This is a genomic window from Chitinophaga sp. H8 (genome assembly GCF_040567655.1).
Lineage (GTDB): Bacteria > Bacteroidota > Bacteroidia > Chitinophagales > Chitinophagaceae > Chitinophaga > Chitinophaga defluvii.
This window is the reverse complement of the sequence record NZ_JBEXAC010000001.1, coordinates 415,116-433,800: the sequence shown is the minus strand read 5'-3', so window position 1 is coordinate 433,800 and position 18,685 is coordinate 415,116. Positions and strand designations below refer to the sequence as shown.

Genomic DNA, 18,685 nt, shown 5'->3' with positions numbered 1-18,685 from the left:
TGATCATTGAGAAATATTAATAACCTGGGTTCTGCCCGTTGCTCCAGCCATCTGGCCCGCCATTCTGCGCCTTTATAGCCGGATTGGCATCTATCCAGCCCTGGAATATCGGGAACAGGTAATTCCTCGCTGCAAACTGTTTGGTATGTACCAGTACTTTGGTATTGTAATTCAATGCCCCTCCCTGTTCTGTAATTTCCACACCGTAAACCGGTTGATTCAACACAGTTTCAGCTGTTCTCCAACGGATCAGATCCCAGTATCTTTTATTCTCAAACGCCAGCTCTACTCTCCTTTCACGGCGTACCAATGCTTTCAGCTCCTGCTGATTCAAGGTGCGGTGATAGGTATCTGCAATAGTAGGTAAGCCACTCCGCTGCCTTACCTGGTTAATAGCGTTGATTACTTTCTGTCCGGTCTGTCCCAGCTCAATGCTGGCTTCTGCAAAATTCAGCAGTACTTCTGCATAACGGAAGAATACATAATTGGCGCCGTCCAGATTGGTTTGTCCTTTTAATCGCTCATCAATTCCCTTCCTCCGGAAATAACCGGTATTATTTTCTGCACCAGGGTTCAGCGCAAACTCGCCGCCCTTCTTCATATCAAATTTTTTACCGGCAAACGTAGCACCATGATACAGGATAGACTGATAAAAACGTGGTTCCCTGTTTTCATAAGGCTTCGCTTCATTATATCCGGACCCCTGATCGGTGATCGCCAGCCCATTAGCCATTGCATAAGCATCTACTAATCCCTGTGTAGGCTGCATCTGCCCCCATCCGCCGTATTCACCTTTAGGACCGAAGTAAGTAGATTTGGAAGAGGCCCGGAGAGGCAATACATGCTGATAGGAAAAAATGGCTTCTTCCTTATTATTATTCTCTGCCAGGAACTGCGCATTATAGTCGGCAAATAAGCGGTAAGGGTTACCATTGCCCATTTCATCAATGATCTTTTCATTGGTTGCTGCGGCTGCTTCATACTTACCTGCAAACAACTCCACCCAGCCCTTCAAAGTGAGTGCTGCGCCCTTTGTAGCCCGGCCTCCTCCCAGTTCACTGGGCAGGTCTGTAGCTGCAGCTGCCAGCTCATCTACCAGGAACTGATAGGTTTCCGCAGCAGTGCTACGGGGCTGAAAGATATCCTCTCCTTGTGTGGTCCGGTTCAATGGTTCCGTAATGATCGGTACTCCGCCATATGCCATCCAGGCCAGGTGATAATAGTAAGCACGCAGAAAACGTGCTTCTGCGATACGTCTTTTCTGCCAGTCTTCCGGATAATTAGCGGCATTCTTTTCTACCTGCTGTATAAACAGATTACACTTTCTGATACGTACATACATGTGATTGTACATAAAAGGCATAGCGGGATAATCATGATTATACAAACCAGGATTAAGACTGCTGGCGCCATAGTTACGGGCAATCGATAACTGCCACGACATGGCCCACTGGAACCCGCTTACAGAATTATCTCCATAGTTCTCCAATGGATCATAGTTATAACTGCCTGCATCTGCGTCCGGTAATCCATTATAGATATCATTCATAAAGAGGTCGCCTCCGGACTCATCCTTAAAAATAGACTCCGCCGAAAGTTGATCTTTGGGCGTGATCTCCAGAAACTCTTTTTTACAGGCAAACAGTATACACGTGAGCAGCACCAACATCATGTAACGGCTGCAGCTTTTTATAGTAATCATTTGCATTTCTTTTTAATGGTTTCAGAATGTAACATTTAAACCGGCAGAGAACACCTGTTGCTGAGGATAATACCAGCCCCTGGTATGTTCACTCTGGCCACCTTGTCCCATTTCAGGATCAATGAAGTCACTGAGCTTACTCCAGGAAAGCAGGTTTTGGCCCGACAGATAAAAACGTACCTGTTGCATCTTCAATGTCTGCAACACGGAGGCAGGCAGGGAATATCCCAGCTCTGCATGCTTCAGCCTGATATATGATCCATCATACAACCACCAGGAAGACATTTGCTGATTGTTGGCATTGCCTCCCTGACCAAAAAGCCGGGGATATCTTGCATTGGGGTTTTCCGGTGTCCAGAAATCATTGGCAACTGCCTGCGTGGCATTAGCGCCAGTGAAGAAAGGCCATACCAGCTCTCCCCGGAACATAGGCACGTTCGACTGCGTAGCTCCCTGTATTAAAAAAGTGAGATCAAAATTTTTGTAGGAAATACGTGGATTCAATCCATAAATTACCTGCGGTAATATGGAGTAACCAATGTAGGTTTCATCGTTACCATCAATTTTGCCGTCGCCGTTAATGTCAGCATACATAATATCTCCCGGTGCTACTGCTCCAAAAGTAGGCTGCGGCAATCCTTTCAGCTGATTGTTTTCATCAAAGTCACTTGTCTGGTATAAACGCAATGCTTTTAATCCAAACTGGGAATTTAATGCTCTTCCTGTACGGGAACGGTTTACATTATCACGGGTTACCGGATTCTCAAATGTTTCTACCACCTTGTTCTTCGCGTAGGTAAAGGTAGCGCCGATATCCAGCCGGATGCCATTTCCAAAGGTGTGATAACTGCGAAGGGCCAGATCTACACCATGGTTCTTCATAATACCCGCGTTTTCCTGCGCCAGGCCGATTCCGTATTCAGTAGGCACCACATTGCCGGGTGATACCAGCATATTGTTACGCTGTTCTGAAAAGTAATCTGCTTCCAGTCCCAGCAATCCCTTCAACACCGTGAACTCTACACCTACGTTTGTTTTAGTGGCTACTTCCCAGGTGATGTTCGGATTGCTTTCCAGCCTTTCGAAAGCTCCCTGCAACACTGCACCGTTAATTACATAGGCTCCGCCATATACGCCCATCGCACTGGAATACTGAAAGGGGCCTCCTGCCAGGTTACCGGATTTACCCCACGAACCTCTTACTTTCAGATTATCTACCCAGGTAAGATTTTGTTTGATAAAATCTTCTTCAGATAACCGCCATCCTAAGGAGAAGGCAGGGAAAAATCCATACTTTTTACCAGGGGCAAAGTAATAATGCCCGTCATAACGGCCGGATGCTTCTACCATATATTTACCTGAATAGGCATACGTTGCACGGTAGATATACCCTACCTGGCTGGTAGTGCTGGAACCTCCGCCATTACCCATATGCTCCGGATCAGAACTACCCAGGTCCAGTTCATCAATATTCAGTTCATAATTGGATCTGCTGGCAGAAAAACGATCATACTTTGTATTCCGCACCTCCATTACCAGCAAACCGGAAATGTCATGTTTGCCAAACGTACGCTGGTAATTCAAAAAGCCCTGATAGGTAAATTCTTTCCAGCGCTCATTAGACTGCGACAGGGAAGCCTTCCCTGCATTGGGCACTTCTGTATACTCGTAAGGTGTTACGGTTGTATTAATATTGTAGGTAGAAGGTCCTGGCTGATTCCAGTTCTTCTGAAAATAAGTAGTAGGATCATAACTGATGGCAAACCTTGCATCCAGGCCTTTCACAGGTAATTCCTGTTTGATGGATAAAGTAGCATTTACTTTGGTTTCATCACTGGTACGGGCACCGGTTGACAGCAAGGGTAAAATGGAAGGCTTTCCATTATTGTTGGCCAGCAATCCATTAGAATATTTTAAGGCATTGATGGGACTCCAGGCCTGTGCATTGTTAAATATGGCATTAGGATCTGCGCCAGGGCGTTTGATCACATTATTAAATCCGTTTAATGACAATCCGATAGTAGTCGTATTGGTAGGTTTGGCTTCGATATTGGCTACCAGATTATAGCGGCTGGCATTGGTGGTAGACCACATACCGCCCTGGTAAAGGTATCCCAGGCCTACATAATAGGTAACACCCTGCGAACCGCCTGAAACAGAAACATTATGAGAAGTAATCGGTGTATTACGGTTACGGATAGCATCCATGGTATTGGTATTGGGATACTTGTCATAGTCGGCATCAGGTGCCCCTTCTGATGACTTTTTATACCCTGCCACCTGTTCGTTTGAAAAAGGAGGTGCCTGTCCGGCGTTGACATCTGCAATATTGCGCAACCGCACATAGTCGTATGCGTTAAGCATATCTACAATCACCGTCGGATTTTGTATAGCTACAAAACCATTATAAGATAAGGTAGGCTTACCCGTCTTCCCCTTTTTGGTAGTAACCAGTACCACCCCATTGGCACCTGCCATACCATAAGGAGCTACTGCTGCAGCATCCTTCAATACTGTAATCGACTCAATGGCATTGGGGTCCAATTTAGAAAAATCACGTACCACACCATCTACTACATACAATGGTGCGCTGTTCCCATTTGTTCCTACACCACGTATATGCACCTCCGAGCCATCACGTCCCGGCTCTCCGCTGTTCTGTGCCGTGATCACACCAGATACACGTCCGGCAATAGAGTTAGTGATATTACCTACCGGTGCATTTTTTACTTCATCTACTTTTAAACTGCTGACCGATGCAGTAGTAGAGGTTTTCTTTTGTGTACCATAAGCTACTACCACTACCTGTCCGAGGTCTGTGGCAAGATTCTTTAATACTACATTCACCACACGGCGGTCGCCTATAGTGATCTCCTGCATGGTAAACCCAATGTTGGTAAATACCAATACCGGATCCGCCCCTGTTAATGAGATGGTATACTTACCGCTCCCATCTGTTACCACACCGGTGGCTGTGTTCTTCACTTTTACGGTAACACCTGGTACGGGAGTGCCTTTTTCATCGGTTACTACCCCAGTAACGGTTTTACCTGTTTGTGCAAATAATGCGGAAGACAGTACTAAGAAAAAAGAAAAGCAGATAAGCATACGGGCATGCTTGCTATCCAGCGCCTTTCTGAAAAAAAGTTGCCCATAGCGCATCATGCCGCGGCATTTTTTACGCGAGATCGTTTTCATAACCTGGAATTGAAAAAATTAAAAATAAATGACCCGAACATTACCTGCAAAAGCAGGCATGTTATGCTGAAATATTGATTTTATGTTGATATAGGACTTTACTAAAAAGTAATTGTCAGTCCTCCGTCCACTGTAATTACTGAACCTGTCATATAACTGGCATCTGCGCCAGCCAGGAAATATACTACTCCGGCTACCTCTTCCGGTTCTCCTGATCGTTTTAAGGGAAGATGATTGTATTTTATATAGTTATCTTTAAACCAGGTAGTATCCAGTTCATTCCTGCCATCTGCTTTTACAGACATAGGCGTATTAATAAAACCGGGTGCGATGGTATTGGCCAGAATATTTCTGGGTGCCAGCTCCATCGCCAGCGAACGGGTGAATTGCGTGATAGCTGCTTTAGCCATTCCATACGCCGAACTGCCTTTCTCTACCCGGTTGTGGTGTATCGATGTAATATGTATGATCCTGCCACCATCGGGCATCAAAGGCACCAGCTCCCGGCAACTGTTTACCGTACCATACAACATCACCTGCAACGTATTGTCCCATTGTTTAAAATCGCTATTCAATACTTCCGCACCCTCTGATACGCCCACACTATTTACGAGCACATCAAAAGTAGTATACGCAGCTGCCACCTGCTCCCGGAAACGCCTGATCGCTTCCAGGCTGCGAACGTCTACCTCAAATGCCTCATGACCTTCCCCACACAGCGTGGCCAGCACTTTCCTGCCATTATTAAGATCAGAAGAACCAATTAATACTCTCCAGCCTTCCTTTGCAAATCTTTGTGCCGTAGCCTTTCCGATACCGGATGAGCCCCCTAAAACAATTACATTCTTTTGTGATGCGGAAACATTTCCCATTATCATGATCTTTATAAACTTAATAAGTGGCTCTTCCGCCTGAGAGGTCAAAAACAAAACCGGTGGTGAAGCTGGCTTCTCCGGATACAATCCAGGTGGAAATAGCGGCTACCTCTTCTACCGTACCTAATCTTTTCATAGGAATTTTACTGGTCATATAAGCCAGCTGCTCCGGGGCTGTATTATCATTCATCGCTGTTTTGATTACAGCGGGCGCCAGACCATTTACCGTAATCCCTGTTTCTGCATACTCTTTACCAATACCTTTTACCAGGCCTATTACGCCTGCTTTCATGGAAGAATATCCGGCCATAAAAGGATTCCCTTCTTTACCTGCAATGGAAGCAATCAGCAAAATACGGCCATAACCTTTCTGCTCCATAATAGCAATAGCATGCTTGGTAACCAGGAAGGCGCCTCTCAGGTTAATCCCATATATCTTATCATATTCGGCTACAGGATAATCCGTAATCTTCGTATTGGTAGGTCCTACTATACCTGCGGCATTGACCATGATATCTATTTTACCATAGGTATTCCCGATTTGTTCAAATACCTGTTTTACGGCCGCTTCCTGCGAAATATCCGCCGGATAACCTGCTACATCCAATCCGGCATTCTTCATTTCCTGTACGGTGCGCTCCAGCAAACCGGCATTTATATCCAATAAAATAACCTTACCTCCTTCCGCTGCAATCCGTCGGGCAATACCTTTTCCTAACCCATCAGCGCCGCCGGTGATAACGGCTACCTGGTTTTCAAACCTGTTGTTCATAATATATTTTTTTGCATTTGCCTGACCGCATATCCATTGCCAACGGCAGGTTTCTAATAGATCTTTTTTCTCCGGCAGTCATTATGCTGCCATTTATAACGTGAAATTCCCCAATTAATTCCCAATGCTAAAATAGCTTACCTGTACGCAGTTTAGAAATATCCTATTTGCCAATTGTTGTACAATATTTACATTACAAACAAATTATGCGCATTTATTGTAATTAGCTCATTATATTGCTTACATGAAAAGCATCTTTCAACACCAGGCCGCGACAGATAACATGAGTTTTGTAGTAAAAGAATACTACCAGCCTCATTTTACTTCTCCTTTTCATTTTCATGATTCTTATGAACTGATCCTGATTGCCAAAAGCTATGGAAAACTCTATGCGGGCAATAAAGTATTAAACTTTAATGATGGGGAAGTATATCTTTTCGGACCAGGTTTTGCCCACTGCTTTTACAATGAACAATCCTTTATCAAATCCGGCGAAATTGCGCATGCCATCGTTATCTTTTTCAAGGAAGACTTTTTGGGGAGAGAGTTTTTCTCCAAAGGCGAACTGGCCAAAGTATGGGAACTGCTGAGTAAGGCGGACCGTGGCATACAGCTGCAGGCGAATGACCTGATCCGTTCTTTCTTTTATCAGATTACCGGCAGTAAAGGATTACAAACGTTGATCCTGCTATTGCAATTACTGAATCATTTATCAGGACTGAAGAAAGAAGAGATCACCTTTATCAATAAAACCATTCCTAAACTCTTTTCCAAAGATAGTAATACGAATAAGCTGGAGGCGGTTTTCAAATATGTGATCGAGAATTTCAAAGAAGAAGTCAGCAGTAAAGATGCCGCTTCGCTGGCTTGCCTGAGCGAAGCGGCTTTTTGCCGGTACTTTAAACGGCGTACGGAGAAAACATTCTCCCAGTTTGTCAATCATGTTCGTATCACCCACTCTACCCGCCTGCTATTGGAACAAGACATGAGTATTGCCAATGTATGCTTCGAATGTGGCTTTGGAAATATCTCTTACTTTAACCGGCAGTTCAAAAAGATCATGGGCCAAACGCCTTTTGAATATCGCAGCGCCCATGCTCCTAAAGAAGCCGACCTCTTGGAATAAACACGCTTTAATGCGAATCCCTTACCACATCCCCGCCTGAACAACCATTCAGGAAATCAAAGTCGGCTCCCAGATGTGCCTGCTGTACATGCTGCTGATACAAATGCACATAGCCGCGCTCTACTATATTCACCGTGCTTTTCCATTTAGCTTTCCGCTGCTGGATCTCCTCATCAGAAACCTTCAGTTCCAGTTTCCTGTTAGCTACATCCAGGACAATCACATCTCCGCTTTCCACAATCCCCAAAGTACCGCCTACGGCAGCCTCCGGCGATACATGCAATACCACGGTACCAAAACCGGTGCCGCTCATTCTGCCATCAGAGATACGTACCATATCCGTCACCCCTTTTTCCAGCAGTTTGGTAGGGATGCCCATATTACCTACTTCCGGCATACCAGGATATCCTTTAGGCCCTACATTCTTCAATACTAATACACTATTTTCATCTACGTCCAACGCCGGATCATCAATGCGGTGCTTGTAATCCTCAATATTTTCAAATACTACTGCACGACCTTCATGCTGCAGTAATGCCGGCGTGGCGGCTGATGGTTTTATCACAGCGCCATGCTCGCATAAATTGCCCTTTAATACAATTACACCGGATATCTGGTTAAAAGGTTTATCTATTGTGGCAATCACCTCCCGGTTATAACACTCCCGCTGCTCGTAATTCTCCTGCACCGTCTTTCCGTTTACCGTCAGACAGTCGTTGTTCAATACCCCTTTCAGCTCTTTTAATACAGCGGGGATCCCGCCAGCATAATAGAGGTCTTCCATGAAATATTTTCCTGAAGGCTGCAGGTTTACCAGCAAAGGAATCTTTGCTGCTACACGTTCAAAATCTTCCATACTGAGCTTTACACCTATCCTCCCGGCAATGGCCAGCAGGTGTATCACAAAATTGGTAGAGCCTCCTATAGCAGCATTCGCCATAATAGCATTTTCAAATGCTTCTTTGGTGAGAATATCTGATAACTTCCTGTTTTCTTTTACCATTTCAACAATACGCATACCGGACAAATGCGCCAATACTTTCCTGCGGGCATCTGCTGCCGGAATAGCTGCATTTTCGGGCAGCGACAAGCCCAATGATTCTACCATGGAAGCCATCGTGGAAGCAGTTCCCATCACAGCGCAATGCCCGCTGCTCCGGCACATTCCTGCTTCTGCCATCAGCATTTCCTCCTGTGTCATCTTCCCGGCCCGGTGCTGCTCACTGAAACGCCATATATCAGAGGTGCCAATATCCCTGCCCTTGTGCTTACCCGTAAGCATCGGCCCTCCGGATACGACAATCGTAGGTAGGTTCACACTGCTGGCCCCCATCACCAGGGCCGGAGTGGTTTTATCACAACCACAGAGTAATACCACACCATCCATCGGATTAGCCCTGATAGACTCCTCCACATCCATGCTCACCAGATTACGGTACAACATCGCGGTGGGTTTCATCAGTGTTTCTCCCAATGACATTACCGGAAACTCTACCGGATATCCTCCGGCTTCATAGATCCCATTCTTTACAGCTACGGCCAGCTCCCGGAAATGTGCATTACATGGTGTTAACTCCGACCAGGTATTACAAATGCCAATCACGGGTTTGCCCTGAAACTGGTGAGGGGGAACACCTTGATTTTTCATCCAGGCGCGGTATATAAATCCATCTTTTCCCTCCCGTCCAAACCAGTTTTGACTTCTCTGTTTATTTGCTTCCATCTTATATGATAAATTATTGCAGTGTTGAAAAACTTCCTGCTTCCTTTTAAACTGTTATTGGTGAATGACAATACAATATTTACCTGTTCCTCACAACATATGGCTAAAAGCAGCTTACCAGAAAACCGTATAAAGGGCTACCAGTATGCCACAGATGATCAGCGAGCCTGCTATAAAACCAGGCGTAGGGCGGAACATACGCTTGTCTACCTCCAATCCCTGTGGCTGCTCACCCCGGCGATGCGCCCTTACACTCATGATATACATCACCCCCACACAAAGTAAAAAAACAATCGCCATTCTATCCAGGAAAGGAATCTCATAAACTCCTCCGCCTACGTCTTTCGAAAAGCCCAACGGTGCCAGGAATGACAGGTTTACCACCAGCGGCAAGAACTTTAAACACACGGATAATATAAACCCTCCAATGGTGGCAAACAAAGCAGCGTTGGCCGTCGTTTTCTTCCAGAAGAATCCGAGTATGAACATAGCAAAAATACCCGGTGATACAAAGCCCGTATATTCCTGTATGTACTGGAATCCTCCTTTTTTGTCAATGCCCAGATGTGGTGCAATGACTACCGCGATCAACATACCTGCTACTACAGTGAGTTTCCCTATCCATACCATATGCTTTTCTGTAGCATCCGGCCGCATCACTTTTTTATAAATATCCAGAGTAAATATTGTAGCAATACTATTGATTTTACCTGCCAGAGAGGCTACTACCGCTGCTGTTAATGCGGCAAAAGACAACCCTTTTAAACCCGTAGGCAGCAGGTTCAGCAATACCGGGTATGCCCTGTCCGGGTTTACTTCCCCTCCCTGCATCATTTGCGTCTGAAATACATCCTGGTTATACAATACATACGCGGCAATACCTGGCAATACCACAATAAGCGGCATTAGCAGTTTTAAAAACGCTGCAAATAAAATCCCATTGCGGGCAGTACGCAGATCTGCGCCCAACGCCCGCTGGGTAATATACTGATTACAGCCCCAGTAATTCAGATTGGCAATCCAAAGCCCTCCCAGCAATACACTTAACCCTGGCAGGTCCATATAGTTGGGATTATCCTTATCAAATATCATGTGGAAATGATCGCCCGCTTTCGTTGTCATCATGGTAAATCCCTGGAACACACCACTTCCTCCTTCCTGTTCTGCTACCAGACTCAATGCCAGGTAAGTGGTAACCAACCCTCCCAGCATCAGGAAAAAGACCTGTATCACATCCGTATACCCGATTACCTTCATGCCTCCCAGGGCGATTACGATAGCAAAGAAGGCCAGCCCCAGCATACACTGGTGCAGGTTGATCCCTGAAATACTGTTGATGGCCAACGCTCCCAGGTACAGAATAGAAGTGAGGTTTACTACTACATACAGCAACAACCAGAACACCGCCATGATCATACTCACCGTATCATTATACCGCCTGCTGAGAAACTGCGGCATGGTATAAATCTTGTTTTTAAGATACACCGGGATAAAAAATACAGCAACCACTATCAGGGTAAGCGCCGACATCCATTCATAAGAAGCAATGGCCAGCCCCATTTTAAAGCCGGAACCACTCATACCGATAAATTGCTCCGCAGAAATATTGGAAGCAATCAAAGAGGCGCCAATAGCCCACCAGGTAAGCGACCCTTCTGCTAAAAAATAATCCTTTACTCCCGTGGCGGCCGACTGCTTTCTCCGGTATACCCACCAGCCATATAAAGCGACAATCAAAAAATAAATCAGAAAAACGATATAATCCTGCCTAGCAAGCACCTGCATTACCTGAAAATTTATAATAACTAATACTGTTGCATATCTGTAAGGCGCCGGATCACGTGGAATTATCTGTGCAGGATGCCTACGATATCATGTACTAAGATATTATAAGGGGGAACAGGAAGGAAATAGATTATTTGCCTTTTGTGGTACAATATTTACACTATCGCTATACTTACAGGTGAGATAAGATTATTAAATGCCATCCACAATCTGCAAGATGTATCCTTTATTACGTTTTGCTTCGATAAGCACATGCTTGTCTTTGCTAAAACGCTTGCGAAGCCGGGATATATACACATCCAATGAACGTCCCGAAAAAAAATCAGCAGCACCCCATACTGTTACCAGGATGTCCTCCCTGCTGATCAGCCTGTTCTTGTTTTCGGCCAGCAGTTGCAATAACCTGGCTTCTTTGGGGAATATGGTTTCTATATGCTCTCCCTGCGTGATCGTAAACCATTTCATATCCAGCGTATAATCCCTGAACTTATAAGTGGTGGAAATATCAAACTGTTGGCCTTTAGAACGTTTAAGAAAAATATTCATCCTCAGCCGCAACTCCTCAAAACTAAATGGCTTTACCAGGTAATCATCTCCTCCCTGCTTAAACCCCATTATCCGGTCGGACTCCAGGTACCTGGAACTGATAAAAATAATAGGTACATCCTGGTTTACCTCTCTGATTAACACACTTAAGGAAAATCCATCCATCTTTGGCATCACAACGTCCAGCAGGCAAATGTCAAATTGTTCCTGCTTGAAAAGCTCCCAGGCACTTTGACCATCTGCTGCCAGGTGTACCTCAAATCTATCTACTCTTTCCAAAAAACATTTCACTGTTTTGGAAAAAAAATAGTCATCCTCCACTAAAAGTACTTTGTCTTTTTTCATTGCAACAGGCTCCATGTATAACTGTGTTTTACTGATCAATAAATTACATTTCACTTGCCGGAACTGATCTTTAACTGAATACACCACTTACGTTGCAATAAAACATATACACCTGTTACCACGAACAGCACAGATATATCAGGTTGGGTAGCTACTAACAGGGGAATCATAATGCCAATAAAAAACAGTTTCTTTTTCATACCGCAGATTTGATATGACAAAGAAACCCACTTCACGGGAGCATATGCCGTTTATTAATAAGTTTTAACTTTCGCAACGTTCCACCAATAAACATTGGTTGCTGTAAACTAAGGAACGATTACTATCTGGCGGTTAATTAGATGTTAATACATAGAAGATACTGGCATGGATAACAGCTAACAATTATGGATATAACAAATACTTCGTTCTCATTTTCTTATAATTGCTCAAACCTGGCTCCCAGCTTTTACGGATTTCTTCCTCGCTTTTGCCGGCAATGATCTGTTCTTTAAACAAAGTAGTGCCTGCTAATATGTCAATATTCAGCATCTGCTTGCTGAGCTTAAAATCAAAGAATTTCTCTTTAAAGGGGTAAACCTTATACATATCCATCATCAGCTTAATGTCTACTTTCCCTGCTTTCCGGGTGGGAGCCGTATCGTAATTTCTCAGATCCAGGCCATAACATACCTGGTTCTGGTGCAGGGGAGTTTCAGATTTTCCTGGGATGCTCACCGGCGTAAAAGAGAAGCTGTAAATACCCTTCAGGTCGGGGCTGCCCAATACGGTAAATGGCATATAAGTTCCCCTGCCCTGACTTACAATCGTGCCTTCAAATAAACATAAAGCGGGATAGAGTAATACAGATTGCTGCGTATTTAAATTAGGAGAAGGTCCTACCGGCAACGTATAATCCATATCATGTGCATAATGCTTTACCGGGATGATTTTAATCCTGCATTTCAGTTTTCCCGGAATCCATCCTTCTCCATTGATCATTTGTGCAAACTCACCGATGGTCATACCATGCGTAATAGGAATCGGGAATTTCCCAATGCCTGATTTCAACTTCATGTCCAGTATAGGCCCATCCACATAGCCATTGGGGTTAGGGCGGTCCAGTATTACCAGCTCTTTGCCAAATTCTGCACAGGCTTCCATTACATCGCAGAGGGTATTGATATTGGTATAAAAACGGCAGCCTACATCTTGGATATCAAATACCATGATATCAATGGCATCCATCTCTTTTTTAGTAGGCTTCTTCTTTTTACCATATAAAGAAATAATAGGAATACCTGTTGCGGCATCGATCTCATCTACTACCTTCGCCCCATTACTCGCGTTAGATCGGAAACCATGCTCCGGGCCAAATATCAGTTTGATATCTACTTTTAATGCCAGTAAACTATCTACAATTGATTTATTACCGATAATGGAAGTCTGATTAACCAGCATCCCTACTTTCTTACCTTTTAAATAGGGTACATACAGCGCTGTTTGATCAGCACCTGTCAGAATAGGTTGTTTATAAACAGCAGTAACATCGCCGGTATAACCCGACACCAGGAACGGAAGGGCAATAAACAAGGTAAGCATAATCACGTATCGTAACTTCATAATGGCACCTGTTAAATTAAGTAAGTGGCTTTTGCCTAACACAATATAGCCAAAAATAACCAGGATAGTGATGGGTATACGAAACGCAGTACTGTGACCAGGATCAGGAGATGGCGCCCGCATTTTTCGACTGCGGCATACGATAGAGGTCTTCCGGAATACTGGCCAGCACAGAAGTATCCACTTTTTGCCCCAGGCCGTAAAACTCCTGAAAGCTCATAATCAGCGGCCGCCATTTATCCGGATCTACCCGGTTGGGATAACCATCCATTAAGATAGCAGCATCCAGGTGTACTTTTAAAATTTGCAGTTCCAGGCTCACCAAACGTCCCCGTTGCTGTTCATCCTCCTCCCCCATCCTGTGTATTGCCACCACCCGCGCTTCCAGCTGCACGGGGCATGTACCGGCTCTGGGGGCGCTCACTGCAAGCGATGGTACCGGTTCCAATCCTGCCGTTTCAAATTTGTTGGGTACAAAACGATATCCCCGCTTTTGTTTGGAAGCAGGTACAGGATCAGCACCGGTGGTTAAGGCCAGCCGGTTCACCACATCTGCCTGATGTACAGCTGGCAGGTTCAGCACACATTCCCGCGTACGGATCAGATTGGCCGTCGTCTTCGATGCGCTTCCCAATCCTATCATACAACGCCAGCCCAGCCAGAAAATGGAAGACATCGGGGCAAGGTTAAAGGTATGGTCTTCATTGACAGTGCTGATCAGTACCACCGGGGTACCGAAATAAAGAATCGCAGGTTCGCTGAGCTGATGCATATTTTAATCGTATAAATGAATAAAGATGATCCTTCACAAAAGTCCATGCTTACAACCTCCCGGCAAACCCGGTTCTTGCGTTTATGAAAAACATTACCTGACACATGCAGATTAATGTAACTTTATTCCCCAATCCTATATCCGTAGAAATGACAGGTCCTTTTGCTTACTTCACCAGCTTATGCCTATCCGTTGCACTGCTTTCGGGACATTTTAAATGCATGGCCCAGACAAATTTTAAAGAAGTGCAGCTCACCCATGACAATGGCGGGCATACCCTGCATAACACCCAGTGTTTTTCCAAAGATGATCAGTGGCTGGTATTTGATACCCGTAACCAGGACGACCAGATTATCAGTACTAGCAGTATCAGGATGGTCCATGTACATAACGGAACCATAAAAACGTTATACCAGACGCAGCAGCCCACCCCATATGGACCAGGCGTGGGAGCGGCTACCTTTTCTCCTGTTGCGGATACTGTACTGTTTATTCATGGTATCAGCAATGCAGATCAGCAACAACCCTACGGTATTACCCGCCGCAGTGGTGTTGCGATTGCTGTAAAAAACCCTTTTCACCCGGTACATATGGATGCACGGGATATTGATCCTCCTTTTACTCAGGGAGCGTTACGGGGAGGTACCCATGCCCATACCTGGAGCGGAGACGGACAATGGATCAGCTTTACTTATAATGATTTCCTGCTGGAACAGCCAGACAGACCTGATACTGCCATTCACGACCTGCGCACCGTAGGCATCATGGTACCCGGACAAAAAGTAACTGTCCCCAACGCAGATGCTATCGAGAATTTTTCCGGTGAAAGATTTACTGTACTGGTTACCAAAGTAACAGATCATCCCCTGCCTGGTAGTGACGAGATCAATAAAGCCTTTGATGAATGCTGGATAGGTACAGCAGGGTACAAAAAAGCCAATGGTGTACCACAAAAACGGGCGATTGCCTTTCAGGGCAATGTGCTGGATAAAAAGGGAAACAGCAAAACAGAAGTCTTTGTGGCCGACCTTCCGGAAAATATCACCCGCGCACTACCGGGTTTACCCCTGGCAGGTACGCCAGGTACCCGCCCCAATGTGCCGGAGGGCATAGTACAACGCAGGATTACCTTTACCCAACATGGTATTCAGGGCCCCAGGCATTGGCTCCGGTCCACCCCGGATGGCGCCCTCATAGGCTTCCTGGCAAAGGATAGCAATCAGATAGTACAGATCTTTGCCGTTTCTCCCAATGGAGGTACTATCCGGCAGATTACCTTTGGTAAAATGCCGGTGGAAGGTCCCTTTAACTTCAGCCCCGACGGCAATTGGGTAGCCTACCTGGCAGGTAATAATGTCCATATTCACCAGGTATTTACCCGGAAAACCCAACAACTGACAAACTACCCGGCCAATGGTAATAAGGCAACAGGCGGCGTTGTATGGGCGCATAATGGCCAGTCACTGGCTTATAACCGCTATGTCAAAACTGGGACAGCCGCTTTTTTGCAGATATTTTTATTGGAAGCTGTTAGCCGCTAGCTTAATGCAGAAGAGCTGTTAGTTTAATGTAGTAGCACTATTATCACCTTAAAGCGTAGTTAAAGGCATAGTTAAGCGTTCACTTTCCACCTTTCCCTATGCTTGAAGCATAGTTAAAGCATGGTTAAAGCATAGTTAAAGCATAGATAGAGTATGAATAGAGCATAAAAGGCTATGAAATGGGTTTAACAAAAACATCTTGTGGGGCAAAATTACCACACAGGCAACAGATCATTAGCATATAACTATCATTGAACCTTCCGCTGCATTGAGCTAAAAGCTAACTGCTAATAGCTAACAGCTAAAAAAAAGCAACAATCTTTCCGCTCCTCCTGAAGGACTGATAATGGCCTGCTGAACAAATCCACACCTTTCCAGCAACCGGATACAACGTACATTCTCTTCGGTGGTAATGGCATAAATCCCCCCGAACCTGTACTTTTCGCGCACATAGGCCAGGGTGGCCATACAGCTCTCATAGGCATATCCTTTACCTTCATATTCCGGTAAAAAAGCAAAACCGAGGTCCGGCCATTCCAGGTATTCCCGCTTGAACAGCCCACACATACCAATCGGTGTTCCCGTAGCTTTCAGTATAACCGCACAAGGGCCATAACCATTTATTTCATAACTCTTTAAAGGACTATCTATTAAGTAATTCAGCGCCTCATCTTCATGGTAAATACCCCTGTCGCCGATAAACTGTATCCAGGTAGGACTGTTGAGTAGTTTGAATACAAACGATGCGTCATTGACATTGAACTGCCGTAATACCAGGTGAGCTGATTCATAAAAGATGGCTTCCATGGCGTTGTTTTGGTTTTATAGTATAAGGATCGTAGTTGTCTGTTTTTGCCGGGATGCACTTGATTGCCTAATGCAACAATAACATATCTTTTTTATATTCCCTGGGGGTCTTCCCCTTTATTTTTTTAAAAAACCTGTTAAAGTGTGTGGTGTTATTATAGCCTGCTCTGCGGGATAACTCTTCTACCGGTAAATGCTTTTCCTGCATCAGCTTACAGGCATATCCTATCCTCAGTTCATTAACAAAATGCGTAAATGGTTTCTGGGTTCTGCTCTTAAAAAACCGGCAAAAGGAATGCACATTAATCCCTGCTACCCCGGCTATCTCAGACAAGGGAATGTCCCGCCTGAAGTTTTGAAAGATGTGCTTAAAAACATCATTCATGCGCGACTGGTCTTTGTCACTGTACAGGTTTACATAATTGTTGCCCGCCAGTAATCTGAATGTCTTGGTGGCGGTCATCTGCTGCAATAGCGTAATAAAGGAAATGATCTGCTCCATTCGCTGCTGTACCAGCATGGCCTTCATCAGCGCAACTATATCGTTTTTCACCTTGCCATGAAACTGAATACCCCGCTGCGCCATTTTGAGCCAGGAACGAAGCGCGCTGATATCACCAAAAGGTGACAGGTGGGCTGTCAGGAGATGAGGTGAAATATATAATGCCAGCGAACGGGCTACCAGCTGATCCTCACCGGTAAAATACCGTTGCTCATTATGCCATACATGCGGAGTGCCCGAACCAACAAAGATCAACTCCCCACTTTCAAAATATTCTACACTATCCCCAATAATACGCCGGCCCGCACTTTCTACCACATACACCAGCTGACATTCCTCATGAAAATGAAATTCCGTGGAAAAATACGGCTGGCTGATCTCCTTGATCTGGAAAACATTTTCCTTTAAAGTAGTATCTCCCGGTGTGGCAAAAAACGGCTTCATATTACCAACGAAATTACCACTTTGCACAAAAAAAGTCAATATACTGTTGAAATAAGTCAAACAAGCGGGAGAAGCATGGGCAATCTACCAGTATATTTGATCACAGTTCAACAACCGGATCATTCCACAAAAACCTGATGAAAACCCGGCAGTCAACCAACACTAAAAAAAGCTAAAATGATACTACAGGGAAAAGTGATCATGATCAGCGGCGGCGCTTCCGGCATCGGACAAGCCTGCGCTTTGGCATATGCACAGGAAGGTGCAATAGTAGTTATCATCGATAAAGATACTACCGCGCTTCATACTATGCAGGCATTGCTGCCGGGGCCACACAGCCTGCTCCAGGCTGATGTGGCAAAAGGTGCGGAGGTAGAGCAGGCGATGAAAACCATCCTGCAAAACCACGGCAGGCTGGATGCGATTCATAATAATGCCGGGGTGGCGCAACCCTCCAAACCACTGCACGAAACCACAGAAGAAGAGTGGGAACTGGTGATGCAGGTAAACGTGAAAAGCATTTATCACACCACCCGCTACGGCATAGCAGCGCTCAGAGATAGCCGTGGCTGTATCCTGAATACCAGCAGCCTGGTAGGAGAAATAGGCCAGGATAATCATGCGGCGTATGCTGGCAGCAAAGGGGCGGTAAATGCACTCACCAAAGCCATGGCTCTCGATTATGCCAGCTGGGGCATCCGCGTAAATGCAGTAGCACCTGCGGGTGTATGGACACCAATGCTCCGCCAATGGAGCACAGAACAACCCAACACAGCACAAATAGAACAATACCTGGATCAGATTCACGCCCTGGGCTATTGCCCTGGTACAGCAGAGATTGCGGACGTATGCTCCTTTCTGCTATCCGAAAAAGCCCGCTTTATTACCGGCTGTATTATGCCGGTAAGTGGTGGTGCAGAACTAGGCTATAAACACCTTGCTTAA

At 45.2% G+C, this 18,685-nt stretch carries 15 protein-coding genes; 3 read left to right on the top strand and 12 right to left on the bottom strand.

Features of this window, described 5'->3' with window-relative positions:
- Positions 1 to 16: 16 nt before the first annotated feature.
- The 4 genes from ABR189_RS01690 to ABR189_RS01675 all read right to left on the bottom strand — a co-directional run bounded on the left by ABR189_RS01690 (position 17) and on the right by ABR189_RS01675 (position 6,547).
- Positions 17 to 1,702 carry a RagB/SusD family nutrient uptake outer membrane protein gene (locus ABR189_RS01690; protein WP_354658704.1) on the bottom strand — a complete coding sequence of 562 codons (1,686 nt, stop codon included), beginning with the start codon at positions 1,700 to 1,702 and terminating at the stop codon, positions 17 to 19.
- Positions 1,703 to 1,723: 21 nt separating this feature from the next.
- The gene (locus ABR189_RS01685; RefSeq protein WP_354658703.1) at positions 1,724 to 4,900 is read right to left on the bottom strand and encodes a SusC/RagA family TonB-linked outer membrane protein; all 3,177 of its coding nucleotides are present in this window, start codon (positions 4,898 to 4,900) and stop codon (positions 1,724 to 1,726) included.
- A 101-nt stretch (positions 4,901 to 5,001) separates the two neighbouring features.
- Positions 5,002 to 5,772 (bottom strand): SDR family NAD(P)-dependent oxidoreductase, encoded by a 771-nt coding sequence (locus tag ABR189_RS01680; RefSeq protein ID WP_354658702.1) that lies wholly within the window; start codon positions 5,770 to 5,772, stop codon positions 5,002 to 5,004.
- Positions 5,773 to 5,791: 19 nt separating this feature from the next.
- Positions 5,792 to 6,547, bottom strand: a complete 756-nt coding sequence (locus tag ABR189_RS01675; RefSeq protein ID WP_354658701.1) for an SDR family NAD(P)-dependent oxidoreductase — start codon at positions 6,545 to 6,547, stop codon at positions 5,792 to 5,794.
- A 244-nt stretch (positions 6,548 to 6,791) separates the two neighbouring features.
- Between ABR189_RS01675 and ABR189_RS01670 the strand changes: the two genes are divergently transcribed.
- The gene (locus ABR189_RS01670) at positions 6,792 to 7,673 is read left to right on the top strand and encodes an AraC family transcriptional regulator (protein ID WP_354658700.1); all 882 of its coding nucleotides are present in this window, start codon (positions 6,792 to 6,794) and stop codon (positions 7,671 to 7,673) included.
- 7 nt (positions 7,674 to 7,680) lie between these two features.
- Here the strand turns inward: ABR189_RS01670 and ABR189_RS01665 are convergent, their stop codons facing one another.
- From ABR189_RS01665 to ABR189_RS01640, 6 genes are all read right to left on the bottom strand, one after another.
- Entirely contained in the window at positions 7,681 to 9,396 is a 1,716-nt protein-coding gene (locus tag ABR189_RS01665) for an IlvD/Edd family dehydratase (RefSeq protein ID WP_354658699.1), read from the bottom strand.
- A 114-nt stretch (positions 9,397 to 9,510) separates the two neighbouring features.
- Positions 9,511 to 11,181 (bottom strand): sodium/sugar symporter, encoded by a 1,671-nt coding sequence (locus tag ABR189_RS01660; protein WP_354658698.1) that lies wholly within the window; start codon positions 11,179 to 11,181, stop codon positions 9,511 to 9,513.
- Positions 11,182 to 11,373: 192 nt separating this feature from the next.
- Entirely contained in the window at positions 11,374 to 12,087 is a 714-nt protein-coding gene (locus ABR189_RS01655; protein WP_354658697.1) for a response regulator transcription factor, read from the bottom strand.
- A gap of 35 nt (positions 12,088 to 12,122) precedes the next feature.
- Positions 12,123 to 12,272, bottom strand: coding sequence for a hypothetical protein (locus tag ABR189_RS01650; RefSeq protein WP_354658696.1), 150 nt, complete (start codon positions 12,270 to 12,272; stop codon positions 12,123 to 12,125).
- A 184-nt stretch (positions 12,273 to 12,456) separates the two neighbouring features.
- Positions 12,457 to 13,674 carry an exo-beta-N-acetylmuramidase NamZ family protein gene (locus ABR189_RS01645; protein ID WP_354658695.1) on the bottom strand — a complete coding sequence of 406 codons (1,218 nt, stop codon included), beginning with the start codon at positions 13,672 to 13,674 and terminating at the stop codon, positions 12,457 to 12,459.
- 103 nt (positions 13,675 to 13,777) lie between these two features.
- Entirely contained in the window at positions 13,778 to 14,446 is a 669-nt protein-coding gene (locus ABR189_RS01640; RefSeq protein WP_354658694.1) for a flavin reductase family protein, read from the bottom strand.
- Positions 14,447 to 14,550: 104 nt separating this feature from the next.
- Between ABR189_RS01640 and ABR189_RS01635 the strand changes: the two genes are divergently transcribed.
- Entirely contained in the window at positions 14,551 to 15,987 is a 1,437-nt protein-coding gene (locus tag ABR189_RS01635) for a DUF3748 domain-containing protein (RefSeq protein WP_354658693.1), read from the top strand.
- Between the two features lie 294 nt (positions 15,988 to 16,281).
- Here ABR189_RS01635 and ABR189_RS01630 read toward each other — a convergent pair whose 3' ends face one another.
- Both ABR189_RS01630 and ABR189_RS01625 read right to left on the bottom strand, forming a co-directional pair.
- Positions 16,282 to 16,794 carry a GNAT family N-acetyltransferase gene (locus tag ABR189_RS01630; RefSeq protein ID WP_354658692.1) on the bottom strand — a complete coding sequence of 171 codons (513 nt, stop codon included), beginning with the start codon at positions 16,792 to 16,794 and terminating at the stop codon, positions 16,282 to 16,284.
- A 67-nt stretch (positions 16,795 to 16,861) separates the two neighbouring features.
- Positions 16,862 to 17,740 carry an AraC family transcriptional regulator gene (locus tag ABR189_RS01625; RefSeq protein WP_354658691.1) on the bottom strand — a complete coding sequence of 293 codons (879 nt, stop codon included), beginning with the start codon at positions 17,738 to 17,740 and terminating at the stop codon, positions 16,862 to 16,864.
- Between the two features lie 177 nt (positions 17,741 to 17,917).
- Between ABR189_RS01625 and ABR189_RS01620 the strand changes: the two genes are divergently transcribed.
- A complete protein-coding gene (locus ABR189_RS01620; RefSeq protein ID WP_354658690.1) occupies positions 17,918 to 18,685 on the top strand; it encodes an SDR family NAD(P)-dependent oxidoreductase in 768 nt (255 codons plus the stop codon).